25 protein-coding genes and 1 tRNA gene are annotated in these 23,490 nt (G+C 47.4%); 16 read left to right on the top strand and 10 right to left on the bottom strand.

The genetic code is table 11. The features are described 5' to 3' along the window. The first annotated feature begins 78 nt into the window (after positions 1-78). Positions 79-156, top strand: a tRNA-Ala gene (locus ACI2NF_RS05950). 390 nt (positions 157-546) lie between these two features. On the opposite strand, the gene ACI2NF_RS05945 is transcribed toward ACI2NF_RS05950, so the two are convergent. Beyond that, the gene (locus ACI2NF_RS05945) at positions 547-804 is read right to left on the bottom strand and encodes a hypothetical protein (RefSeq protein WP_400146136.1); all 258 of its coding nucleotides are present in this window, start codon (positions 802-804) and stop codon (positions 547-549) included. Next, entirely contained in the window at positions 804-1,154 is a 351-nt protein-coding gene (locus ACI2NF_RS05940; protein ID WP_400146138.1) for a hypothetical protein, read from the bottom strand. Before ACI2NF_RS05940 ends, ACI2NF_RS05945 begins: the two co-directional genes overlap by 1 nt. Before the next feature lie 216 nt (positions 1,155-1,370). Between ACI2NF_RS05940 and ACI2NF_RS05935 the strand changes: the two genes are divergently transcribed. From ACI2NF_RS05935 to ACI2NF_RS05895, 9 genes are all read left to right on the top strand, one after another. Next, positions 1,371-1,586, top strand: a complete 216-nt coding sequence (locus ACI2NF_RS05935) for a hypothetical protein (protein WP_400204793.1) — start codon at positions 1,371-1,373, stop codon at positions 1,584-1,586. Between the two features lie 355 nt (positions 1,587-1,941). Next, entirely contained in the window at positions 1,942-2,577 is a 636-nt protein-coding gene (locus ACI2NF_RS05930) for a bifunctional precorrin-2 dehydrogenase/sirohydrochlorin ferrochelatase (RefSeq protein WP_400211220.1), read from the top strand. Further along, the gene (hemA, locus tag ACI2NF_RS05925) at positions 2,574-3,815 is read left to right on the top strand and encodes a glutamyl-tRNA reductase (protein ID WP_400146142.1); all 1,242 of its coding nucleotides are present in this window, start codon (positions 2,574-2,576) and stop codon (positions 3,813-3,815) included. The genes ACI2NF_RS05930 and hemA overlap by 4 nt, the downstream gene beginning before the upstream one ends. Continuing rightward, positions 3,815-4,783, top strand: coding sequence for a porphobilinogen synthase (gene hemB, locus ACI2NF_RS05920; RefSeq protein WP_400146153.1), 969 nt, complete (start codon positions 3,815-3,817; stop codon positions 4,781-4,783). Before hemA ends, hemB begins: the two co-directional genes overlap by 1 nt. A gap of 4 nt (positions 4,784-4,787) precedes the next feature. Then, positions 4,788-6,059 carry a glutamate-1-semialdehyde 2,1-aminomutase gene (locus ACI2NF_RS05915; RefSeq protein WP_177971158.1) on the top strand — a complete coding sequence of 424 codons (1,272 nt, stop codon included), beginning with the start codon at positions 4,788-4,790 and terminating at the stop codon, positions 6,057-6,059. Further along, a complete protein-coding gene (gene hemC, locus ACI2NF_RS05910) occupies positions 6,056-6,931 on the top strand; it encodes a hydroxymethylbilane synthase (RefSeq protein ID WP_400146145.1) in 876 nt (291 codons plus the stop codon). The genes ACI2NF_RS05915 and hemC overlap by 4 nt, the downstream gene beginning before the upstream one ends. Further along, on the top strand, positions 6,928-7,671 hold the full coding sequence (gene cobA / locus ACI2NF_RS05905) for a uroporphyrinogen-III C-methyltransferase (RefSeq protein WP_400211219.1): 744 nt from the start codon (positions 6,928-6,930) through the stop codon (positions 7,669-7,671). The genes hemC and cobA overlap by 4 nt, the downstream gene beginning before the upstream one ends. Beyond that, entirely contained in the window at positions 7,668-8,429 is a 762-nt protein-coding gene (locus tag ACI2NF_RS05900) for a uroporphyrinogen-III synthase (RefSeq protein ID WP_400209938.1), read from the top strand. The genes cobA and ACI2NF_RS05900 overlap by 4 nt, the downstream gene beginning before the upstream one ends. A 128-nt stretch (positions 8,430-8,557) precedes the next feature. Next, a complete protein-coding gene (locus tag ACI2NF_RS05895; RefSeq protein ID WP_400211218.1) occupies positions 8,558-9,928 on the top strand; it encodes an ATP-binding protein in 1,371 nt (456 codons plus the stop codon). 278 nt (positions 9,929-10,206) lie between these two features. Here the strand turns inward: ACI2NF_RS05895 and ACI2NF_RS05890 are convergent, their stop codons facing one another. From ACI2NF_RS05890 to ACI2NF_RS05870, 5 genes are all read right to left on the bottom strand, one after another. Beyond that, a complete protein-coding gene (locus ACI2NF_RS05890; RefSeq protein WP_400149800.1) occupies positions 10,207-10,383 on the bottom strand; it encodes a hypothetical protein in 177 nt (58 codons plus the stop codon). Between the two features lie 106 nt (positions 10,384-10,489). Then, positions 10,490-11,398: a hypothetical protein gene (locus ACI2NF_RS05885; protein ID WP_400153302.1), complete on the bottom strand. Its 909-nt coding sequence runs from the start codon at positions 11,396-11,398 to the stop codon at positions 10,490-10,492. Next, positions 11,395-11,973, bottom strand: coding sequence for a LabA-like NYN domain-containing protein (locus tag ACI2NF_RS05880; protein ID WP_177971146.1), 579 nt, complete (start codon positions 11,971-11,973; stop codon positions 11,395-11,397). The genes ACI2NF_RS05885 and ACI2NF_RS05880 overlap by 4 nt, the downstream gene beginning before the upstream one ends. 4 nt (positions 11,974-11,977) lie before the next feature. Continuing rightward, a complete protein-coding gene (locus tag ACI2NF_RS05875; RefSeq protein ID WP_400153303.1) occupies positions 11,978-12,754 on the bottom strand; it encodes a hypothetical protein in 777 nt (258 codons plus the stop codon). 211 nt (positions 12,755-12,965) lie between these two features. Further along, the gene (locus tag ACI2NF_RS05870) at positions 12,966-13,784 is read right to left on the bottom strand and encodes a class I SAM-dependent methyltransferase (RefSeq protein WP_400152242.1); all 819 of its coding nucleotides are present in this window, start codon (positions 13,782-13,784) and stop codon (positions 12,966-12,968) included. Positions 13,785-13,879: 95 nt separating this feature from the next. Between ACI2NF_RS05870 and ACI2NF_RS05865 the strand changes: the two genes are divergently transcribed. From ACI2NF_RS05865 to ACI2NF_RS05855, 3 genes are read left to right on the top strand one after another with little or no spacing between them, the layout of a single operon-like run. Then, complete coding sequence (locus ACI2NF_RS05865) at positions 13,880-15,340, top strand: hypothetical protein (protein ID WP_400211217.1); 1,461 nt, start codon at positions 13,880-13,882, stop codon at positions 15,338-15,340. Between the two features lie 58 nt (positions 15,341-15,398). After that, positions 15,399-16,466, top strand: coding sequence for a FecCD family ABC transporter permease (locus ACI2NF_RS05860; RefSeq protein ID WP_400151793.1), 1,068 nt, complete (start codon positions 15,399-15,401; stop codon positions 16,464-16,466). Beyond that, positions 16,463-17,299, top strand: coding sequence for an ABC transporter ATP-binding protein (locus ACI2NF_RS05855; RefSeq protein WP_400147450.1), 837 nt, complete (start codon positions 16,463-16,465; stop codon positions 17,297-17,299). Before ACI2NF_RS05860 ends, ACI2NF_RS05855 begins: the two co-directional genes overlap by 4 nt. Before the next feature lie 2 nt (positions 17,300-17,301). Here ACI2NF_RS05855 and ACI2NF_RS05850 read toward each other — a convergent pair whose 3' ends face one another. Both ACI2NF_RS05850 and ACI2NF_RS05845 read right to left on the bottom strand, forming a co-directional pair. Then, the gene (locus tag ACI2NF_RS05850) at positions 17,302-17,724 is read right to left on the bottom strand and encodes a DUF1893 domain-containing protein (RefSeq protein WP_400150136.1); all 423 of its coding nucleotides are present in this window, start codon (positions 17,722-17,724) and stop codon (positions 17,302-17,304) included. Between the two features lie 16 nt (positions 17,725-17,740). After that, on the bottom strand, positions 17,741-18,640 hold the full coding sequence (locus ACI2NF_RS05845) for a hypothetical protein (protein ID WP_400150134.1): 900 nt from the start codon (positions 18,638-18,640) through the stop codon (positions 17,741-17,743). A 193-nt stretch (positions 18,641-18,833) separates the two neighbouring features. Here ACI2NF_RS05845 and ACI2NF_RS05840 point away from each other — a divergent pair, with 193 nt between their 5' ends. The 3 genes from ACI2NF_RS05840 (at position 18,834) to ACI2NF_RS05830 (ending at position 22,036) form a co-directional block, all read left to right on the top strand. Then, complete coding sequence (locus ACI2NF_RS05840) at positions 18,834-19,700, top strand: pyridoxamine kinase (RefSeq protein ID WP_400211216.1); 867 nt, start codon at positions 18,834-18,836, stop codon at positions 19,698-19,700. A 109-nt stretch (positions 19,701-19,809) separates the two neighbouring features. Beyond that, entirely contained in the window at positions 19,810-21,510 is a 1,701-nt protein-coding gene (locus ACI2NF_RS05835) for a YgiQ family radical SAM protein (protein WP_400152674.1), read from the top strand. Between the two features lie 4 nt (positions 21,511-21,514). Beyond that, a complete protein-coding gene (locus ACI2NF_RS05830) occupies positions 21,515-22,036 on the top strand; it encodes a tetratricopeptide repeat protein (RefSeq protein ID WP_400152238.1) in 522 nt (173 codons plus the stop codon). Between the two features lie 121 nt (positions 22,037-22,157). On the opposite strand, the gene aspS is transcribed toward ACI2NF_RS05830, so the two are convergent. Continuing rightward, complete coding sequence (gene aspS / locus ACI2NF_RS05825; RefSeq protein ID WP_400151079.1) at positions 22,158-23,465, bottom strand: aspartate--tRNA(Asn) ligase; 1,308 nt, start codon at positions 23,463-23,465, stop codon at positions 22,158-22,160. Positions 23,466-23,490: the final 25 nt, after the last annotated feature.

Raw genomic sequence — 23,490 nt, 5'->3', positions numbered from 1 at the left:
GTGTTTGTATGTATTTGATTGTGACCTTTGTGAGACCCAAGGTTTATATCGGATATGCGAATGTAGTCATATTCATATGGGCAAGTAGATCAGCCTGGTTAGATCGCTTCGTTCGCAACGAAGAGGCCGCGAGTCCGAATCTCGCCTTGTCCACCACTAACCATTACCCAGATCATCGAAAAATGGACAGTGTCACTGTCCACCGCTGGACAACCATAAGTTCCTTGCGTTGTCTATGGCCTTGTTGAGCCTCTTTCTGCTGTAGAATCCCTCCGTGGTCTTGGTGCTCGCATGTTCCATCAATACCGACACCGATTCGATGTCGACGTCACTGTCCAGATATCTCTGACCAAACGTCCTGCGGTAATGCTCCCAAATAATTCAAAAAGACGTTCTGAGAACAAATCGATAATTATGGTTGCAAAATGGATAATTAGGCTAAGGTAAACACGAGCTGAAAGCATAGCATGCAAGCCAGAATTGAGAGTCGTGGCCATTTTGTATCTACAAATCGAAACACAGGAAGAATGATGGCCTAAATACCAATTAGCTCTGATCGTTCTGAGCCCTGAATGCCTCGATGCAAGCGACTGTCTCGGGCGGAAGCGGATGGGAATCCATATACTCCCTAGAGGACTTCCTGAACTCATCGATGGACATGTTGTCGAAGACCTCCCTTCTGGCCAGGGTGTAATCTCCGGCATTCCTGTTCATGGAGACTATGAAGCGCTCTGCATCTACAGGACCTAGACGGTCGGAAAGGCATTTCATTCCAATCATGCGCAACTCTGATTCTGTATACATTATCTCACCTCATTCTCCGTCAGGAACTGGATGGGCGTCACTATCTTGATTTTGTCCGTCCTGTATTTGAGTATACGGTCATCTGTTGTTATAAAGTAGTCGCATCCTGCGACGATTGCGGCCGCAACATGGGCCGAATCCACATCCTTGACCCCTGAATCCATGACCTCTTTGATGAAAGGGTCCAACCTAGAATCTTTGTCGCTGACGAAGATGACCACATTCTTGACGATGAAATCATAGATGTGGCTCCTGATGTCCTCGTCCTTCTTCATGCTGTTTTCGTTGATCAGATAGTCTGAGGCTGCAAGAAGGACGTCCCCCGATGTGATCATCTTCTGAACATCCATTTGGCAAGAGTCTCCATATGAATGCGAGTCTGGTCCTGATCGTCGTAAGGACGGGTGAAACTGCAGTTGTCTAGGTATACCTTGGTCTTCGTCACGAAAAAGGGATGGATGATTCGGAATGGATTTAATTGTTTCTTGTTGAATAACGACTCTATTCAACTGGAAGGTTCGCTAGACTGCTTCATCTGGCCTTCCTTCTGTCTCCTGAAGAAGTACTTGTCAGACTCATCGAAAGGTCCGCTCATCACCAGGTCCTTGCTCTTCCTTGCGAATTATTTTGTCGATACCGCGAACGGTATGACGGATTCGAAATCCGACAATGTGGAGTGTCTCCTCAACAGAATGTCCTCGCACTCCAGATACACCGAATGGGCGAAGTCGAAGTTATGCGCCAGGTCGAAGATTCGATTGTCCTGGATGTATCTCACGTAGCTTCCGATGGTGTCGTTGCTTCCCCCGTATGTTCTCAGCAGCCCTCATATTTTTTGCAGACTCTAATCTTGTATTGTCCGTGAATGCCGAGAGTGCGCATTCGATTCCTTGCGACCCCTCTCGATTATCTCATGCGGAATTCTCAGAAAGACAGTCTTCGCCCAATTTCTTCCAACCTATGCATCGGCGTTTCCGAATGGAAATGATCCCGCAAAGGGTGCTGGGATGCTATTGGAATGAGCTATCCGCCCCATCGATAAACCCTGTGGCGATGCACCCTTATCATATTATGAAGATTGGATGAGAAAACCAAGACTTTATCATAGGCTTTTGGCATACGAACGATTCAGAGAGTATGTGCATGAATCCTGTCAAGATGTCCCCCATCCTCCTGTCTCCAGGGAATAGATTGGTAGTCGTTTTCGGTGGAGGGACTGTTGCTTTGAGGAAATGTCGTCATTTTGACGGTTTCAGGACAAGGGTCGTTTCTCCTGAGGTCCTTCCTGAGTTGGAAGAGCTGGCGGATGAGGTGATCCGTGTCGCCGTTGATCCTATTACGGTCAAGGAATATGTCGATGATGCGGATATCGTCGTTGCTGCAACATCAAGTCATGAACTAAACGATTCGATAAGGGATGCTGCGATGTCAATGGGCATAATGACAAATTCCGCACACGGCGGAGGGGACGTACTCATCCCATCGACGCTTCATCGCGACGGATTCACTGTAACAGTATCATCCGAGGGCAGAGTTCCTGCATTCCCGCCCTATGTCATATCCAAGATAGATATGTTCTTGGATGCATCCTATGATGCGATGTTAGATCTTCTTGTCGATCTGAGGGCAATCATACGCGATCGCATTCCAACTCAACCGGCAAGGGCCGAGTTCCTCGCAGGGGTTTTGGCGGATGACAGGATATGGAAAAGACTATCAGAGGGTGACCGTGACGGAGCATTCTCAATCGCAATGGAGCGGATGCCCGAATGATAGTAAGTCTTCATGTCACCCATTCTTCTGCTGGAGGGACGGAGGGACTCAATGACGTCGTACCCCTTCTAGAGACTGAGATCGGCAAACGTATCTCTGGGGTCCGTAGCATATCCGAGTATGTCATAATCAGGACATGCAACCGTTTTGAGGTGTATGCTGCGACCAGGGATAACCGTGCTGTGTCGGAATATTTCCAAAGTACGATAAAGACCATTGTCCCGTCCTCCAACATAGCGTATGTCCTGGAGGATCGTGATTGCATACGTCATCTCTTCAGGGTCGTATGCGGATTGGATTCGTTGATCGTTGGCGAGGATCAGATTCAACATCAGATGAGGGAATCATATGCGAAAGCGAAGGAGGGCGGTCACGTTGGACCAATGCTATCCAAGCTCTTCGATAAGGCCATGGTTGTCGGAAAGAGGGTCCGTTCGGAGACCGCATTGAACAAGGGTGCGGTTTCTGTAGGTTCCGCATCCGTGGAACTCGCCGAGGAACGTATAGGCGATCTCTTCGGCAAGGTGATCACGATACTTGGGGCAGGAGATATAGCCTCCGTCATATCCAAGAATCTGATCGGAAAGAATGTGGGAACGGTGATCGTTTCCAACAGGACATACAGTCGTGCCATAGAGTTGGCTGATGAACTTGGGGGACAGGCAGTGAGCATGGCCCGTCTCACCGAGGCTGTGGCCGAATCCGATCTAATCCTCGTGGCGACCGGTGCCCCGCACTATGTGCTGAAATACGAACATGTGTCCAATGCAATGGCGATGCGCCCGGATCGTAAACTTTTGATCATAGATGTATCCGTTCCCAGGAACACGGATCCGAGTGTTACGGATATCCCTAATGTGGAGTTCGATAGCATGGATTCCCTGCGTACGATCGCCATGAGGAATGTCGAACGTAGGAAGAATGAGATCTCCAGAGCTGAGAAGATCATAGCAGAGGAGCTAGCCTGTCTTGCGAACGAGCAGAAGGAGCAGTATGCTAACGATTTGATCCGCAGGCTCAGCATAAAGCTTACTGAGATAAGGGAACATGAACTGGAGACAGCAATGGCCCGTTCCAAGAAGGATTGTAAGGCCGAAGTCCTGGATGATCTTTCCAGGGCACTTTTGAACAAATTCACCGCCGAACTCTACAAGAATATGAGGGAGGCATCCCGCGACGGTCGTACCGATATCTGCGAGGCCGCAGCGGAACTCTTCGGATTGAGGGATGAACAATGATGATATACCCAGATGTACGCCTGAGAAGGCTCAGACAGAGTGAGAGAATGAGGAACCTCGTCGCTGAGACGAGGCTTCATCCGGACCAGTTCGTGCTTCCGATGTTCTTTGACGCGAACATATCCGAGACTAAGACAACGGCATCCATGCCTGGTGTCCCTACGCATCCGTTGAAAGGATATGATGCGATCGCATCAGGCATACAGGACAGTGGAGTGAATTCCGTCCTGGTGTTCGGTATCCCCACCCACAAGGATGCTGTCGGTTCTGGTGCATATGAGAAGGAGGGTGTCGTCCAGAAGGCTATCGAGGGTCTGAAGGAGAATTCGGACCTCATGGTGATCGCTGACCTATGTCTTTGCGAGTACACGGATCACGGCCACTGTGGCGTCCTGGATGCAGATGGATGCGTCGTCAATGATGATACGATCGAACTCTACGGCAAGACTGCTGTCTCCCAGGCGGAGGCAGGTGCCGACATAATCGCTCCCAGCGGCATGATGGATGGGCAGATCGCTGCCATCAGGATGGCGTTAGACGATGCAGGATTCAAGAATGTCCCTATAATGGCATACAGTGCGAAGTTCTACAGTGCATATTATGGTCCGTTCAGAGATGTGGCCGAATCCGCACCAGGAAAGGGTAACCGTGCTGGATATCAGATGCAGTGCGGGAACAGGCTCGAGGCTATGCGTGAGATCGAGATGGATGTCGCCGAAGGCGCAGACATGATCATGGTCAAACCAGCAGGCCCGTACTTGGATATAATTCGTGAGGCAAGGGATAGGTTCGACCTTCCCTTGGCAGCCTATCAGGTGTCTGGAGAATATGCGATGATAAAATCAGCTGCGGCGAACGGATGGATAGATGGAGAGAGGGTCATGATGGAATCCCTCCTCGGAATAAAGCGTGCAGGAGCGGATATGATCATCACATATTTCGCAGAGGAAGCCGCAAGGATGTTGTGATAACATGGATCGCTCACAAGAACTCTACAAAGAATCATCAAAACTATCCCCAGGGGGTGTTTCCAGTCCGGTCAGGGCTTTCAAGCCATACCCCCTGTTCATAAAGGAGGCCAATGGCCCTCGCATAACAGATGCCGATGGTAAGACCTACATCGACCTGTGCATGGCATACGGGCCGCTCATCGCAGGACATGCGAATCCAATTGTGATCAAAGCAGCATCCGAGCAACTCTCAAGGGGAACCGTCTTCGGAGCACCTTCCGAACAGGAGTTAGCGTTGATCGAGAGGATACACTCCGAGGTCCCTTCAGCGGAGATGGTCAGATTGGCCTGCTCCGGGACAGAGGCCACAATGCATGCAATACGCACCGCAAGGGGTTTCACTGGAAAGGATGGGATCGTGAAGATGAACGGAGGTTTCCACGGAGCCCATGATTCCGTCCTCGTGAAGGCGGGAAGCGGATCTGCGGATGGAGTCCCTTCATCCAAAGGTGTCCCTGCTGATATCGCTAAGCATACGCACGTCGTCGAGTACAACGATGCACAGGCTATGTCGGACCTTTTGGAGAAGAGGGACGACATAGCATGCGTCATAATGGAACCTGTTCTCGGTAACGTAGGCCTCGTAATCCCTTCCAAAGGTTATCTTGATGAAGTGAGGAAGATCACATCCGAGAATGATGTCGTATTGATCTTCGATGAGGTCATCATGGGATTCAGGGCATCATCTGGAGGGGCTCAGAAGCTCTACGGTGTAACGCCGGATATGACCACCATGGCCAAGATCATCGGCGGAGGATTCGCCGGTGGTGCGTTCATGGGTAAGGAGGAGATAATGTCCAATGTCGCTCCTCAAGGTCCAGTGTATGCCGCAGGTACTTTCGCAGGTAACCCCGTATCCGCAGCAGCAGGTCTCGCTCAGATAGATCTGATGTGCTCTGATGATAATTATGCTAAGATCCAAAGGAGGACAGAGACACTCGTCTCATCGATAAGGGAATCCATGGAGGATTCCGGCATCTCGGGATGCGTCAATACGCTAGCATCCATGTTCGCAGTGTATTTCGGCCCGGAACAGGTGACTAACGGTACTCAAGCGGAGTCTGCCGATCGCATGATGTTCGACAGGATGTTCAGATACATGCTAGAACATGGCGTATATCTTCCGCCGTCCGCGTTGGAGGTGGATTTCATGTCGTTAGCACATGATGATGAAACCGTATCGAAGTTGTCGGAGGCGTTCAAAGGATTCTTCTCCGAGGTGAAGCGTGGATGAGAATAGGTACGCGCGAGAGTAAGCTCGCTATGCGTCAGACCGAGATTTTCTGCGAAAGGATGGCCGAGGTCGAACCAGGTACCGAATGTGAGATCGTCGGTATGAAGTCATTGGGGGATATCGATCTCAAGTCGCCACTCAATCAGATGTCGGCTACAGGGGCCTTCGTTCGTGAGCTCGATGATGCGATATTGAGAGGAGACATAGATTGTTCCGTCAATTCGCTCAAGGATATACCGATCGATGTCGATAAGGATCTGAGGATAGTGGCCATGTTCCCGAGGGACGCTCCCGAGGATGTCATCCTCCCATGTCCATTGGAGGATCTTCCCAAGGGTGCAAGGGTCGGTACGTCGTCCGTAAGGAGAGTGGAGATGCTCAAGGAGATCCGTCCTGATTTGGAGATCCTATCGCTCAGAGGTAACATCCATACGCGTTTGGATAGATTGGATAAAGGGGATTTCGACGCCATCATCTTGGCCAAGGCAGGTCTCGATCGCATGGGCATAGAGAGGCCGATGGCGATCCTCGACAAGGATAGATTCATTCCAGCGCCCGCACAGGGTGTCATCGCTGTTGAATGCAGGGCTGACGATGATGTCACAACAGCATCTGTGCGTAAATTGGACGATCGCACCACACGTATCGCAGTGAGTGCGGAAAGAGGGATAATGAAATTGATGGGAGCGGGTTGCTCCTCGCCTGTGGGGATACATGCGGAGGTGATCAGATCAGAGGTCCGTATCGTCGCCGTGTCCTATGGGTACTCGGAGACACCTAGGAGAGTGGAGAAAATGCTCCCGATCGATCATACGGTCGATGATCTTCTCGATATCGCGGAATATCTTACAGGAAAGAGGGATACGATATGACAGGAAAGGTTTACCTCGTTGGTGCCGGCCCAGGAGATCCGGGGTTGTTCACGATCAAAGGGCTTGAACTCCTAAGGTCAGCGGATGTGGTGATGTATGATGCATTGGCGAATCCGGAATTGCTCAAAGAATGCAGGCCGGATGCTGAGCTCATAGACGCAGGGAAGAGGGCCAGGGACCATCATCTCAGTCAATGGCAGACTAATCAGATGCTTGTGGAGAAGGCTGCCGAGGGAAAGATCGTCGTGCGTCTGAAAGGAGGGGATCCATTCCTGTTCGGTCGCGGTGCTGAGGAAGCTGAGGAGCTCAGGAAGGCAGGGGCAGAGGTACATGTGGTCCCCGGAGTGTCATCATCCATATCAGTGCCAGAACTCGCAGGAATACCTGTGACACACAGGGATTATGCATCGCTCGTCACATTCATAACAGGTCATGAGAAGGCCGATCGTGAGACTAATAGGATCGATTGGAGGTCATTGGTCTCCGGTCACGGGACATTGGTCATCATGATGGGATTGGGCAATGCTAAACACATATCCGAGGAACTCATCGCAGGCGGCATGTCCGCTGATATGCCTGCAGCAGTCATATCCAAAGGATCCATGCCTGATCAGAAGGTAGTCGTCACAAAGGTCTCCGAGTTAGCTTTATCCATAGCGGATAACTCCATCGAACCTCCCGGAATAATCGTCGTAGGCGAGGTTGCCAAAATGCGCGATATACTGGGGGACATGGCATGACCGTGATAGGGTTTACGAGACCGAAGGACAGGATCAAGGATTCGGTCAAAGAGGCCGAAGATATGGGGTTCACTGTCATGGTGGCTCCGTCATTGGAGATCTTCACAGGGGATGATGAGGAGTTCGATAAGCTCACTTCCTCACTTATCCCCGGATGTATCGTGATCTTCGGTTCGGCGACCGCTGTGGAGCAATGTCAGAAGCGTTACGGGGATTCCTTAAAAGGTATGTTCGATGGCATGCGCATGGTCTCGATCGGCCCTGCTACCACCAAGAAGTTGGAATCGGTAGGACTCAAAGTGGATTCCATTCCTGATGATTACTCTTCATACGGTCTTGTTGACCTGTTGAAGGGTGATGTATTGGGTAAGAGGGTCGTCGTCATCCGCTCGGATAGTGGTTCCGATGTACTTTCGGATGGTCTCATCGAAGCAGGTGCGGACCTTGTCTCCGTTGCTGTTTACAAATTGAAGGAGGTCGGCATGTGTCCGGATATCCTCAACATGTATGTCTCGATAAAGGAGGCTCGTATCGATGCGATGGCATTCACATCGCCAAAATCCGCCAGTTCGTTCATCGGAGGGCTGGAGGAACACTTCGGCAAGGAACAGGGAGATAAGTATCTCAAGCAAGTTCGTATCGCTGCGATCGGCAGACCGACAGCAGAGATGTTGGAATCGCTTGGATTCAAACCCGATATAGTCCCTGCCGAGACCACATTCCATGATATGCTCCAGGCGATAAAGGATGCTTTCTAAACATCTCAGGTCCCCTCGGGGACCATTTTGTTTAAATTGATTTATAAAAAGTGTATTCTAATTACATTTTTTATTAATAAAAAGTGTATTAGGATGACATTAAATATCATTAAAGACGTCATCTCTTCATGCAGAGGAAGATAAGCGCCCTGATGAAGGAATGGAAGGATTCTGATGACAGAAAACCATTGATGATCATGGGCCCTAGACAGGTCGGTAAGACATACTCTGCCATACAGTTCGCTAGAGAGAACTACAGTCATTACGTCCTGTTCAATTTCCAGGAGTCAATCAAGCTCCACAGGATATTCGAAGGGGATCTTGACCCTTATGTGCTTTTGAAGGAACTTTCAGCCTATTCGCAGGAGACGATAAATGAAGATACGCTCATCATTTTCGATGAGATACAGGAATGCAATCGTGCTGTAACATCCTTGAAGTATTTCAGAGAGGATATGCCGGAACAGCCAATAATCACGACTGGAAGTCTTTTAGGGTTGATAACAGGAGATTCTGAACAGAGTGATGGGACCATCGCCAAACGTTCATTCCCTGTCGGGATGGTGAAACAGATCCAAATGCATCCGATGGATCTTGAGGAATATGCATGGGCCACAGGCAGGAAGACACTCTCCGATTCTATCCGTGAGCATTTCAATGATATGTCTGAGATGCCATTGCACGATTCTGCAATGGAGATGTATCGCGAATATCTCGCTGTCGGAGGAATGCCTGAGGTCGTGTCATCATTTGTGGATACGAAGGACCCCAACACGGTCATGATCATGCAAAAGGGACTCAACGACAGCATGATCGGTGATATCTTGAAGCATGCAGGTTCCACAGATGCCGTTGTAAGAACACTCCGTACATGGAATAGCATGACGTCTCAGCTGATGAAGGACAATCTGAAATTCCAATACAACAAGATAATCAAAGGAGGGCGTTCTTCCCAATACTCTACTTCCGTGGATTGGTTGGTGGCTGCCAGAATGGTCAACCGCATAGATATGGTGACCGAACCCACAATCCCATTGTCTGGATTCGTTGATGTTTCTTCATTCAGACTATTCATGGCAGATGTAGGGATGCTCTGTTCCAAGGCCGAGATACCTTTTAAGAGTGTGGTCTCAGGCACGGCAGAGGATAGATTTAGAGGGGTCATGGCAGAGAACTATATTGCGCAATCCCTCGTAGCCAACGATCTGAAAGCATATTATTGGAATCCCGATCAGAATACCGAAGTCGATTTCATCATACAGGACGCTGATGGAGAAGCGGTTCCGATAGAGGTGAAATCAGGGGATCGTACAGATTCTAAGAGTTTGAATAAGTTACGTAAAAGATATTCCCCTAGATCATCCATCAGGATCTCATCCAAGAACTACGGATACGAGGACGGTCTTTACAGCCTGCCATTGTATGCAGCATTCTGTATAGATGGAGGGTGGGCTACAAAGGTCAGAGAAGACGATGATCAGATCACATGTGATTTATGATAGCTCCAGATGAATCATCCATGCATTGTAGCAGTGAATTTATGTCTGTCTTCATCGGCTCAATGTTCTTCCAGATAATTCATGATGTTTCTGAATAGGATACAATATGCGATTGGATCTTCGATCTCACTATTTCCAGGAAAGAGACATTATCCTTCATCATCGTCATGTATACTTTGAATTCAGTGGGATCATCACAATCAAATTCAAATGAAATAGGGGGCGTTATTTACTAAATAAAATGCTGGATGAACAGTGATTCAAATGCCATCGATCCATCATTGGTGCGTTATGCCCATGATCCTATCCAAGACTTCAGGGTCTTCAGTGGTACCTTGAACATTCTTGGGGATGTACGGGCCGTATTTCTCATAATGCTCGATAGCTTTAGCTAGATTAGCGCCCGCTTCGGGCATATCGATCACCATGGTCTCGTAGAATGATTCTAAAGGCATTACAACACCACTGATATGGAGATATGCATTCAATTATATCGACTCGTCGCTATATCAAAAAAATGTGTGAGATAGGGGGCCCGAAGGCCACCATCTCGATCGAGAATCATTTCAACCTGATCTGGATGCCTCCGGCCTTCGGATCGTATTGTGAGACCATCTCCCCTTCCTCAACGAAATCCGAGATGAATGACAATCCTGCCAATTCGATCGTATTGTCAACACAGATGACATTCCCCTTATCAGACGGACGGATGACCATGATCCTTTGATCCGGACTCAAATGTACGAAATATCTCGGCTTTGTGAAGAGGTCCGATTGTATGGAATCTGCACCGACTCTCATGACCGTATACTTCGGAGGAGCATACTCCATGAAGCCCGTCACCTTATCCGACTTATTGGCCTCTTTCTTCTTATTCCGTGTGCTTTCGTCCTTCAATTCCTCGTTCTCAGCCTTCAACGTATTGATTTGAGTCTGCATGGATTCGATGATCCTCTCATTCTCGGCTAATTCCATGCTTTGTTGTGCATTCTTCTCCTCGAGGTCATCGATCATCCGTTTATCCTCTTTGGTGATCTTCTCCTCTGCGGCCTTCACACGCTCATCGATGACAGCCTTGAACTTCTCCTCGAGCATCGGCATCATCTCTTCCTTATGATCGGACCACATGGAGTCTATGATCACATCCCTCTGTTCCTCCATAAGCGAGAATACGAATGATGCATCCACTCTTTCCAACGGTTTGGCAAAGAAATTGGATTTGAGATTAGGGTTGGGTTTCAGTGAGCAGATCCACGTGTCACCAGGGAGAATAGTTCTCTCGAAACTCTTGTCACGGTAGACGGTTATGCCTTTGTATTCACCAGAGACATTCCCTTTGCTGTCATAATCGAATCTTATCACTGCACATTTCCTGTTGGTGAATGGCCCCCAATCATCGTCATCCATGTCGTATTTCTTGTTGTTCTCCATGATGAAATCATAGAAGCTCATCTTCTGATTCGGGTTCATTCTGAAGCCTCCTCTTCGTCGGTGATGATGATCCTAGTGACATCTTCTACCTTGTTGAACATGGTCAGTATCGGTAACGACTCCAATTCGATGTATTTATCTGCGGTGCGTCTCAATTCCTCTGAGGCTGATGTCCTGAATGCAGCTACTTCGACGATCTTACCAGCGGATTGTACATGCTGTATCGCAGGTACGAAATCCCTGTCCCCGCTTATCACAATGGCCACATCATAGTTGTCCTTCAGTGCGTGGACGACCATCTCGCATGCCATGGCGACATCCACTTCTTTCTGTTCCCTTCCTTCGACGGAATTCCTTTCCACCACACGGAATCCGTTGTATCTGAGGTAATCATGGAATTTCCTTGTACGTGCGGCGGAATCCTCATCATCCCCCATCGTACCATCGAATACGTATGCCGCCAGGACGTTACGCTGACCGGCTAGGAGTCTTGCCAAGGAATAGAAATCGGTCTTGAATGGGAATGACTGCGTCATGGCCACAGAGGACACGATGTTCCTGAGGTCGATGAATATCATGACCCTGCTCTCTCTGTTATTGGTTATTATGCTCACGATATCATCTCTTGAATTGACTTATCTTCGAGCGATAATCCTCATCGATGATCCTGTTCCCGTCATCATCGATCATAACCCTATTCACAGAATAGTAGAGATAAGGACTGTAGATAATATCACTGATGATGAAGAAATTCTTGCCTTTCACCGCATCGTATGTGCCTATGGTCTTGTATTCTTCACCGAATTTGGCCATCAATGAAAGTACGTGGTCCTCTCCACAGGATTCAGGATCATCATAGGCTATCATGAACGTTCCATCCTCGCGGAAGCATTTGGTCTTGATACATGCGGACAAATCCTCTGCATGATCCAATTTATGCATAGCTTCCTGATTCTGGTTCATCTCTGCGTAGAGGTCCTCTTTCTTTTTGAGTAATTTCTCCATCGCGGTCTTGTTGCTTTTGATTGCCGAATCGATATCACGTATCGCCTCATTAAACTTAGAAACAACATCTTGGTCGATGTCTTCATTCGATGAAAGTTTCTTCATCATCATATTACGTTCACTCAGCAATGCATCGAGTTTTTCGCGACGATGTAATAATTCACAATCTGTCTTTTCTGCCTCACATTTGGTCATACGCATCAGTTCGAAACGTTTAGTCTCATCTGAAGCGATATCATTGAAATAATTCAGGACATCAGGTGGAATCTGATCCGTTGTACCTTTGTCGTATAATTGCATATATTTGTAAAGGGATGGGCGCGATATCCCTAACGATTCAGCTACGTCTGAAAGTTTTCCTCTTACTCTAAGCATGTGTGCTATGTTCATTTTAACACCGATATCAATATCGAGTGATGTGATATTTAACATTTGTTTTATTTTTACTTTTACAAAACAAATGTGTAAAACACAAAATAAGAAACTCGGAAAAAATCATTGAATTTCAGGCACAAATCAAAGATAAATGAGAGATATCGGGTAAAAATGATTTGAAATTTTGTAAAAATCAGCTTTTACAAATGATGTAAATGTAAAAGCATCACACCTCCCAGATCAATATTCCCATCCTCATCTCGCGGGATAGGTCGATATTGCCATCCTTCGCATGTGAAGCGATGACATCCCTTATCGTATGTTCCATGTCGCCATTCATTCCACGATATTTGGAAACTAGTCTGAGGTATCTGTTCACGCATTCCTCTATCGGGATGATCGATTGATTGCGCTGTGTGAAGAACCTCAATCTCGCATCCTTTCCTATGGATCTCAGATATTCAAATGGATATGTGGTGTCGTATCCCGAATAGGAGTAATCGCAACCTAGTGCCTTCCATACTTCTCCTTCGATCCCGTTGCCTATATTGGCAGATGAGACGTAGATGCAATATCTCTTCGAATGGGCTTCCATCGAGAGAAGGGATTCCGGGTCGTTCATAGGCGGGCACAGCGATGAGAATGCTACATCACATACGACATCTGAAGGTATCGAAAGACAATCCGAAAGCAATGGTTCAATGTTGTTCACGTTTCTTTCAGATGCATTGTCCATCAATCTCTCCAACATCTTCGGACTGCTGTCAGAACCGATCACCTTTGAGACATGCGGTGAGAAACGCAATGCGAAAGAACCTGTCCCGCATCCGATATCCAATATCGTGGAATCCTTGTTCACGATCCCTTCTGACAATAATGCGGATACGATGTCGTCGGAGATTGCGGAGTATTGGGAATCGCTGTATGTGGTTGCGGATTCATTCCACATCCTTTGCATATCTTCATAATCCTTCCCTTCTCCGAAGGAAGGGTGTTTGGCGCGTTCCCTTATCCATTCTGAACAGATGATGTCCTCATTTCCCATTGTGCGGTCATATACATAAGGAATAAAAAATATGTTGTAATTAATAACACGAATAGCAAAATATTATTAATATCATTAGAAACATTTTTTGTACGATGAAATCCAGATCATTATTGGCAATACTGATCGTCGCGATGTTCGTCTCGACCGCTACGGTGGCTGTCGTGACGTTCACTGACGACGATTCTGTTGCGGCATCAAACATCACAAAGGTGAATGTCGATGCAGCGGGCAATGATATAACAAATGTAGTAAAAGAAGGAGGCACAATCACTGTCGGTTCAGGTGCACTAAGGTGGGTGTCCTATGTCGGTATGATGTATGATGTCAAATGTATCGACTACGGAGACATCAATGCCGCATCACAGAACGGGAAAGGCTACAGAGCATTGTTCGACCTTGATAATGTGAACAAAGTCAATTCTGCCGAGATCGTAAAGAAATACGGGAGCGAACCCAACAACCCGCCTTTGGAAAGCGACCTAAAGGATTTTGGAATGGCCATTCACAGTCACAATAATTTCACAACAGCAGATCTTGAGGAATTGGGCAAATGGTCCAATGTGCCGAAGACGATGGTCGTCATAAAGCCGATATATGATAAATTCACGCCTGAGTTGAAATTAGGAATAACTAATCTCGGGATCAAATTCGTTGTTATCAGAGATTGTCTCAATTTCGTGAATGATGATCTTACATTGCATGATGATTTCTTGATGAACCTCGCTATCATGGGAACCACATTCGACAAGATTGCCACTATAAACGAACTCGTTGATCAGATCAATATGCATGTGGGTGCGATAAAGGGAATGATCAAAGGGAAGACTCCTAAGTTCGATTCCGCATACATCGGAGCAGCATCCAATGCTGGTGGCAAATCTCTCACATGGACCGTCGGGGATTATCTCCCATTCAAATTGGCAGGCGTGAAGAATGCATATGCGAAGGGAACAACGGTCTCAGAGGATGCAGGATCAGAGGTCATGTCCAAGACCACTCCTGGAGTCATCTTCATGGATCTTTCCAGTACGACGAAGTTCGTCGGCAGTGACCCTGGGAGCAATGCAGTACTGAAATACGCTGAACTCAAGAACGTTCCCATCTACACCATCCTTCCTTACTTCTGGTTCGGATACAATTTCGACAATGCGATCGCCAATGCGTACTATTTGGTGTATGTGTGCTATGACGGTATCCTTTCATTCGATGATGTCGTGAAGAAGGTCGGTTCCGTATACGGCGCATTCTATCCAGAACTCAAGAAGGAAAAGATGGACATCGGAGGAAAGACCTACAGCGACGGAGATATCATCATGCCATATATGATGACGAAATTCTATTCCGCGAAAGGTACCAAGCTGACCTTGGACGGTAACTGTCTGAAGGTGACCGTAGGGGAAGAAAAGAACACATTCGAGATCACTGAGAGGCCGAAAGGAAATGTCAACTCCAGTGGCAGTGGTGATGACAACTCCATGATCATAATCTCTGTCGCTGTCGTCGCCACCATAGCTATCGGATTGCTTGGTTATGCGTTGTTCAAGAGAAGATGAATGACGATTGACTCACAAAACCACTTATAAACCATTTCAATACGGAACAGTGTCAATGATGAATGAAGGTATAGATGAATACAAGCGTACCAACCATTTTAGATGGGGATTGATACTGTTCCTTATCGTTTCTACATTCATCATCTTCATAATCTCTTTGTACATCGGGCCTACCGATGTCACAATTGGGAAGATCTTCAAGAACATCTTCTCAGCCGATGGTTCGTGGGAAGGTTATGTCATACATGATATCAGACTCAAAAGGTCAATAGCTGCGATATTGGCAGGCATAGGTCTCGGAGTATCGGGCGCTGTCATGCAGTGTGTATTGAAGAATCCCTTGGGTTCCCCATACACACTAGGTATATCGAATTCGGCAGCCTTCGGTGCCGCTCTAGGCATAATGGTGCTTGGAGGTGGGATCGTCACGGGACAATCCGTATCGAGCTACATCATTGAGAATCCATACATAGTGACGATATCGGCATTCATGTTCTCATTGTTGGCGACAGGTGCGATCATCCTCTCCATGAGAATATTCAATGCTAGTCCCGAGACAATGCTGCTCACAGGTATGGCCCTAAGTGCGATATTCTCTGCAGGGATAGCATTCCTACAATATCAGGCGAATGAATTGGCATTGAGCGCGATAGTATTCTGGCAGTTCGGCGATCTCGAGAAGATATCATGGGACAACATGTGGTTCGTTGCAACCATTGTAATGATAGCATTCGCATATCTTTATCTCAAACGTTGGGATCTGAATGCGATGGATCTCGGGGATGACATCGCTCACGGCCTGGGCATCAATGTCTCTCGCGTACGCATACTCGTTCTGTTATTATCTGCAGTTATGACATCCATCATCGTATCCTTTGTCGGGATCATAGGATTCATAGGTCTTCTTGCACCGCATCTGTCAAGGAAATTGGTCAGTAATGACAAATGTCTTCTCATCCCCACATCCGCAATAATCGGAGCGTTGGTGCTGTTGATAGCATTGATGTTATCTGAGAACGCATTCGGCTTCACAGTCCCCATCGGTATCGTGACATCATTCATCGGCGGTCCGTTGTTCCTTTGGATACTCTATGGAAGATATTCGAAGAAAGGAGGTATCGCATGAGCGGGAAACTGCTTACTGTGGAGAACATCAGATGTTCCTACGGCGAGAAGGAGGTATTGAAGGGCGTCACATTCGATGCCGAAGAGAATTCTGTTGTATCGATACTCGGACCTAACGGTGTAGGGAAGACCACATTGCTGAAATGCATATGCAACATAATCAAACCTTCATCAGGAAATGTCACGATCAGCGGATATAATGTCAAGGAACTTCGTATGAGGGAGCTGGCGAAGCATATCGCATATGTTCCCCAATATGTGGAGAGGAGCAACATAAGGGTGTTCGATTCCGTACTTATCGGAAGACGTCCTTACATAGAATGGAGCACGACGAAGAATGATCTCGAACTCACATGGTCAGCACTCGAATCATTGAAGATAGGCGATCTCGCATCAAGATTCGTGGATGAGATCAGCGGGGGCGAATATCAGAAGGTACAGATCGCAAGAGCAATCGTTCAGGAACCTGAATTGTTGATCCTTGATGAGCCCACTAACAACTTGGACATCTCGAATCAGCACATAACCATGCATACGATCATAAATGCTGTGCGTTCAAGAGGGATGTGCACTCTCATGACGATGCATGACATCAATCTCGCGGTGCATTATTCGGACAAGTTCATCTTCGTTAAGGATGGGGCGGTGATATCGCAGGGCGGCCCCGAGATAATAACTGAAGAATTGATCGAAGAGGTCTACGGCGTGAGATCGGATGTTATCATCCATAAGGGAAAACCGTTCGTCATACCTCATCCGTTGCCTGTGGATATGATGCATATCCACCATCAGCACGGTGGAGAGATGCACAGCCATGATGTGAGCGATGAATGAATTCAATTGCTCAATTCAGACAATCTTATCCTGATCCTTTCAACAGCATCGATTGCCGTTGATGAATGTCTTACAGCATCTTCCATCGGGCACATGCCTGTACCTTGACGGTTTATGATGATCTCCACTTCTTCGTCATGATACACCTTGATACCGCTTTTGGACAGGACATCGATCGCGCCTGTGGTCATCACAGGAGCATACACCTCATCCACATCCAATAGTGTGTATATCATAGCGGACGCTTTACCAACGACCTTGTCCGCGGCGGAATATCCTTTGAAGGATTCTTTGGTATCCAACAACGAGAGCAGAGGCTTCACTCCTCTCTCGGTGAATGTCATCACATGATCACCATTGCATATGACGCATGTGTATCCTCCTTCGATGAGGATGGATCTCGCTTTCTCGGTGTTGTCGTTCATGGTATCTCTATCAGATTCATCTCATGGAGTTCATCTCATCTATGGCATCCTTCATCCCGGGTACTCCAAGGTTTATCGCTCTCATGAGATGTTTCTCAGCTCTTTCGATCTCTCCAGATTCCATCATCGATGAGGCCAATGATTGATGGAGCTTGATCAGCAATTCAGGATCGCTCAGTCTGTTCCTGTTGTTGAGTTCTTCCAGTATCACAAGGGCACTCTCATGGTCGTTCCACATCTTCTCCAATTCATGTTTCGCTTCCATGATGTCTCCTCTGTATACGTACGCGAACACGAGTTGTATGGGATCTTCGATGCGGGATGCATCACAGAGTTGTTCTCCCATCAAGATGGATTCCGAATAGGCATCGATCGCATTATCATCCAATCCCATGCCTGTATCGGCTTGACCTATGAGGTTCTGTATCTCCATCTTCCTGTTCATGGACCAGATGTCGGAAGCATCCTTCATGAGCTCCAACGCCTTCTGTGTGAAGGGGACGGACATCTCGAAACGATCGCAGTCGATGAGATCCTCAGCACATCCTTGACACATCATGATGAGACCTTTCCAATCATAGTGACGTATCTCTCCATGTATCTCATCCAATCTGGAGATTATCATAGAATAATCGGACACCATCATCTCCTCATTATCATCAAAGATCATCTGTCCGCGATTTTCATACATCTTGACGAATGTCCCGATGTCCACATCCTTCATCCCTTTGGAGAGTTCTATGGCCTCCTCTGCATCCGTCATCGATGCGGTGTACGAACCGAGGAGCATCAGGATGGTACTTCTGTTCACGAGTGCTTCCAGTAATTCATCATCCGTACCGTTGACCTCCAATGCGGAGATCTTGTCATTGTATTCCTTCAATGCCTGTTCCAAATGTTCGTCGGAAGCTCTCATCACCAACCGAACTGATCGAGATATGATAATCTTTCCGACACTATCTGTCCAAAAAGATAGGATGCGGATATCCCTCGTTCGTTCGAACTTGTCAGGATATGATACTCGGATGATGTGATGTGAGAACTATAAACCCATGTTTAGATGGAAATCCAATAGACATTATATAGATTGGACAAATCCAACGATATCGATGACAAGACAAAACCGTGTTTTGGCGATACATGACATTTCATGTTTTGGCAAATGTTCATTGACCGTTGCATTACCGATAATCTCAGCCACTGGTGCTGAGTGTGCTGTAATCCCTACAGCGGTGCTGTCAACACACACAGGCGGATTTACAGGGTTCACATACCGTGACCTCACTGAGGACATCACATCAATAGTCGATCACTGGAAGACGTTCGATCTAGGTTTTGATGCCATATACACTGGTTTCTTGGGTTCATTCGAGCAGATAGATATCATCTCGGAGACATTCGATAGATTGGAAGGTCTTAGGATAGTCGACCCTGTGATGGCGGATGAGGGGGTGCTGTATCCCGTATTCGATTCTAACTTCCCCAAGGGTATGCGTAAGCTCTGTGAGAAGGCGGACATCATCCTGCCCAACATAACCGAAGCATGCTTGATGCTTGAGGAAGAATATGTCGAGGGACCGTACACACCTGAATACATCGAGGGACTGATGGAAAGGCTGTCTGGAATCGGTGCGAAGAAGGTCGTCCTCACAGGAGTCTACTTCGATGAGAATAAACTCGGAGCGGCGACATACGATGCAGAGACAGGAGAGAGGTCATACTACTTCTCCGACAGGGTCCCCGGATACTTCCACGGTACGGGAGATGTATTCGGTTCCGCTTTCGTCGGCTCATATATGAACGGATGTCCTTTGGCGGATTCCGTGAGGATCGCTGTAGATTTCACTGTTGGAAGCATAAAGAGGACATACGCCGCAAAGACGGATGTCAGATACGGTGTCAACTTCGAACAGGGACTCCTTCAGCTGATAAAGGACATCTCCGAGAAGAACGAATCGATATCTGATTCCGAATGAGTCCAAAATATCGCCCCTTCCATGAGAATACCATGATCGCGTACTCTGGACACAGTGCATATGTCGGAAATGATTATTTCATGAACGACCATATCATGGAAGGGGGAATCTGATGTTCATACCGGCAACTCCGAAGGAGATGAAGGAACTCGGTTGGGATTCGTTGGACATAATCATCGTATCCGGCGATACCTATATCGATTCATCTTACAACGGAGCCGCTATCATCGGACATTGGTTGATGAAACACGGATTCAAAGTGGGGATGATCGCACAACCCCGTATCGATTCCGATGAAGACATAGGGAGATTGGGCGAACCGGATCTTTTCTGGTCGGTCACGGCCGGTTGCGTGGATTCGATGGTCGCCAATTATACACCTACGAATAAATTCCGTAAAGATGACGATTTCACTCCTGGTGGAGTGAACGATAGGCGCCCCGATAGGGCATGCATCGCTTACACTAATCTCATCAAGAAATATCATAAGGGTAAGCCGATAGTCCTTGGCGGTGTGGAAGCGAGCCTCAGGCGTTTCGTACACTATGATTTCTGGTCCGATAAGCTCAGGAGATCGATATTACTCGATTCCAAGGCGGACATCATAACATATGGCATGGCGGAATTGTCGAATCTACGCCTAGCACAGCATATGAGGAACGGTCTTGATTGGAGGGACATCCGCGGCATCTGCTACATGTCCAACGAGATCCCCGATGGATTCTTCGAAGCACCGTCATATGAGGATTGCATCGCATCGAACGATTCATTCATCAGGGCATTCAAACTCTTCTATCGCAACAACGATCCCATCACAGCGAAGGGTGTAGCGCAGGGACACGGCAATCGTTTCCTCATACAGAATCCTCCCTCGGAGACATTATCCTCCGAACAGTTGGATGAGATATACGAGATGGATTTCGAAAATGCCGTACATCCATTCTATCTTAAGGATGGGCAGGTCAAGGCCATGGAGACCATCAGGAATTCTGTCACGATCCTAAGGGGTTGCTACGGTGAATGTAATTTCTGTGCCATCGCATTGATGCAAGGCAGGACAGTGACATCGAGAAGCGAGGATTCCATCATCAGAGAGGTCAAGAGGATCTCATCGAAGAAAGGTTTCAATGGATACATCAATGATGTCGGCGGACCGACAGCCAATATGTATGGGATAGAATGTCCTAAGAAGCTGAGATCAGGAGCATGTCAGAATAAGAGGTGTCTCTATCCTTCTCCATGCAAGGAACTTCCCATAGATCATTCGAGATATGAGGTGTTGCTCGATAAGATAAGGAAGATGCCCGGTATCAAGAAGGTATCGATCGCATCAGGGATACGCTACGACATGATTGTAGCGGATAAGGTCCATGGCGATGATTTCTTAAGACATCTGTGCGAACACCACATCTCAGGTCAGATGAAGATCGCACCAGAGCACGTGTGCGATGACGTCCTCAGATATATGGGAAAACCCGGAAGGAATATACTCCTCGAATTCAAAAGAAGATTCGATAGGATAAATGATGAATTGGGAAAAGATCAATTCCTCACATACTACCTTATCGCAGCCCATCCTGGATGTCACGAGAGGCATATGGAGGAATTGTCATCATTCTGCAGGAATTATCTAAAAACAAACCCTGAACAGGTTCAGATATTCACACCCACTCCTTCCACCATATCTACGCTCATGTATCATACGAGGAGGAATTGGGAGAATACGAACAATATAAAAGCTGAGCATTCCATGCAGATGAAGCAGAAACAGAAGGACATAGTCCTCAATTCTCCGCATCAAAGAAGATGAATCCATGGTCAACAAGGACATAGAAGACATGAAATCAAGGGCCAAGGAGGGAGATATCGCGGCACAGGTCGAACTCGGTATTTCCTATCTTTACGGTTATGGCGTGGATATCGATTACGTTGAAGCGTTCATCTACCTGCAGGATGCAGCGATAAAGAACGATGGAGAGGCCCAATTGCATCTCGGTAAGATGTATGAGAACGGATGGGGGATAAAGGAGGACCTTTGGACCGCATACAGCCTCTACAGGCGTTCATACAAGGTCCATACCGAGGGTTCAAGGAAAGCTATCTCAAATGTGATCGACAAATTGGCCGATGCGATCCCTATCACGGGGCATCTCTCGATAGCGAACGATTTCACGATTACGGCTTGTTGTGAGAGACTTCGTGAATACATAAGGATGGGCAAGATCATCCCCTTCGAGGATGATGACGAGTCCAATCTCTATCTTTCCAACACGAACAGGACCATACTTCTGAAGGAATGTCCGTTCTGTGGCGAATGTGTCGAACATACGCATTGAACCAGTTACACTTCTATAAGGCCCATCCACAGACTTCATATCAGCGGATGCTGGCTCTTTGATAATCCATAGTCTTCATTAAAAATTGGGGAAGGAATCCCCCATTAGAATGTATCCTTGTTTATGGAAGGAGCCTCTGCATATCCCTGGGGAACAGGATGCCTTCCCTTACGTTCGGCAGGTCCAACATCTTCGTCAGGAGCCTGTCGATACCGATACCCCAACCGCCGTGCGGGGGCATACCGTATTTGAACGCATCGGTGTAGAAGGTGAAATCATCGGGGTTGAGGCCGAGCTTCTCGATCCTTGCAACGAGCCTGTCGAATCTGTGTTCCCTCTGTCCACCGGATGAGATCTCCTGTCCTTTGTAGTCGAGATCGAATGAATATGAATAGGGTGTACCATCCTTCTCCATGATGTAGAATGGTTTCTCAGCTTCAGGATATTCTGCGATGAAGTAGAGATCCTTGCCTTTCTCGGCCATGTACTCTCCGATGATCTTCTCTCCCTCAGTACCGAGGTCATCACCATCTTTGAGATCAAGTCCCGCATCGTTGACGATCTTGAGACATTCTTCGTATTTGAGTATCGGATATGGGGTGGGTTGGATATTGATCTCCTTTCCAAGGATCTCCAACTGTTTGGCGCCCCTCTCTTTGAGTCCTTTGAGAACGTAATCGATGACCGTCTCGATCATGTGCATGACATCCTCTTGATCATTGATCCATGTGAATTCACCATCGAATGAGATGAATTCTGTCACATGACGGTTGGTATTGGATTTCTCCGCACGGAATGCTGGGCCGAGTTCGAACACTCTGTCCAATCCTGTGGACATCAGCATCTGTTTGTAGAGCTGAGGGGATTGGGCGAGGTATGCCTTCTTTCCGAAATACTCTATCTGGAAGAGTGTAGCTCCTCCCTCTGCACCCGATCCAACGATCTTTGGTGTGTAGACCTGTGTGAAACCATTCTCTTCCATGGCTTCCACGATCAGCCTGACCATCAGGGATTTGAGCTCAAATATGGCCCTTATCTCAGGTTTTCTGAGATCCATGAACCTGTTGTTGAGACGTGTATCCATCTCTACGTTCACTTTGTCTATGACTCCCATGGGGAGTGGCGTGGATGCTTCCGAATAGACCTCCACTGCGGACGGTATGATCTCCAACCCGAGTTCGGTCTGATTGCTCTCTTTGACCTCTCCGGTGACCGCTACGACGGATTCCCTCGAGATTGTCGTGAGTGTCTTGAACAATTCCGGTTCGATCTTCTTCTTCGGGAGCGTGAGTTGGATGACCCCATATCTATCCCTGAGTGCTATGAATGATATGCCTCCGAGATTCCTGGTGTCCTGAATCCAACCTCTGACGGTGACCTCTCCGTCACCGACCTTCACTGTGCTTGAGTCCCTTATAAGAGCTGCCATATTATCTGTACGCGCGATTGATGGA

It is taken from the genome of Candidatus Methanarcanum hacksteinii, from assembly GCF_964305265.1.
Classification (GTDB): Archaea; Thermoplasmatota; Thermoplasmata; order Methanomassiliicoccales; family Methanomethylophilaceae; genus Methanarcanum; species Methanarcanum hacksteinii.
This window is presented reverse-complemented; position numbering and strand designations above follow the sequence as displayed.

Coding starts and splice junctions, on each gene's coding strand:
- ACI2NF_RS05845 (WP_400150134.1), bottom strand. CDS start 18,640: ATGAGAGCTTCCGACGAACATTTGGAACAGGCATTGAAGGAATACAAT.
- ACI2NF_RS05900 (WP_400209938.1), top strand. CDS start 7,668: ATGACCGTGATAGGGTTTACGAGACCGAAGGACAGGATCAAGGATTCG.
- ACI2NF_RS05945 (WP_400146136.1), bottom strand. CDS start 804: ATGTATACAGAATCAGAGTTGCGCATGATTGGAATGAAATGCCTTTCC.
- hemC (WP_400146145.1), top strand. CDS start 6,056: ATGAGAATAGGTACGCGCGAGAGTAAGCTCGCTATGCGTCAGACCGAG.
- ACI2NF_RS05875 (WP_400153303.1), bottom strand. CDS start 12,754: ATGAACATAGCACACATGCTTAGAGTAAGAGGAAAACTTTCAGACGTA.
- ACI2NF_RS05865 (WP_400211217.1), top strand. CDS start 13,880: ATGAAATCCAGATCATTATTGGCAATACTGATCGTCGCGATGTTCGTC.
- cobA (WP_400211219.1), top strand. CDS start 6,928: ATGACAGGAAAGGTTTACCTCGTTGGTGCCGGCCCAGGAGATCCGGGG.
- ACI2NF_RS05890 (WP_400149800.1), bottom strand. CDS start 10,383: ATGCCTTTAGAATCATTCTACGAGACCATGGTGATCGATATGCCCGAA.
- ACI2NF_RS05840 (WP_400211216.1), top strand. CDS start 18,834: ATGACAAGACAAAACCGTGTTTTGGCGATACATGACATTTCATGTTTT.
- aspS (WP_400151079.1), bottom strand. CDS start 23,465: ATGGCAGCTCTTATAAGGGACTCAAGCACAGTGAAGGTCGGTGACGGA.
- ACI2NF_RS05855 (WP_400147450.1), top strand. CDS start 16,463: ATGAGCGGGAAACTGCTTACTGTGGAGAACATCAGATGTTCCTACGGC.
- ACI2NF_RS05895 (WP_400211218.1), top strand. CDS start 8,558: ATGCAGAGGAAGATAAGCGCCCTGATGAAGGAATGGAAGGATTCTGAT.
- ACI2NF_RS05915 (WP_177971158.1), top strand. CDS start 4,788: ATGGATCGCTCACAAGAACTCTACAAAGAATCATCAAAACTATCCCCA.
- ACI2NF_RS05930 (WP_400211220.1), top strand. CDS start 1,942: ATGTGCATGAATCCTGTCAAGATGTCCCCCATCCTCCTGTCTCCAGGG.
- ACI2NF_RS05860 (WP_400151793.1), top strand. CDS start 15,399: ATGAATGAAGGTATAGATGAATACAAGCGTACCAACCATTTTAGATGG.
- ACI2NF_RS05850 (WP_400150136.1), bottom strand. CDS start 17,724: ATGAACGACAACACCGAGAAAGCGAGATCCATCCTCATCGAAGGAGGA.
- hemB (WP_400146153.1), top strand. CDS start 3,815: ATGATATACCCAGATGTACGCCTGAGAAGGCTCAGACAGAGTGAGAGA.
- ACI2NF_RS05870 (WP_400152242.1), bottom strand. CDS start 13,784: ATGGGAAATGAGGACATCATCTGTTCAGAATGGATAAGGGAACGCGCC.
- ACI2NF_RS05940 (WP_400146138.1), bottom strand. CDS start 1,154: ATGGATGTTCAGAAGATGATCACATCGGGGGACGTCCTTCTTGCAGCC.
- ACI2NF_RS05885 (WP_400153302.1), bottom strand. CDS start 11,398: ATGAACCCGAATCAGAAGATGAGCTTCTATGATTTCATCATGGAGAAC.
- hemA (WP_400146142.1), top strand. CDS start 2,574: ATGATAGTAAGTCTTCATGTCACCCATTCTTCTGCTGGAGGGACGGAG.
- ACI2NF_RS05830 (WP_400152238.1), top strand. CDS start 21,515: ATGGTCAACAAGGACATAGAAGACATGAAATCAAGGGCCAAGGAGGGA.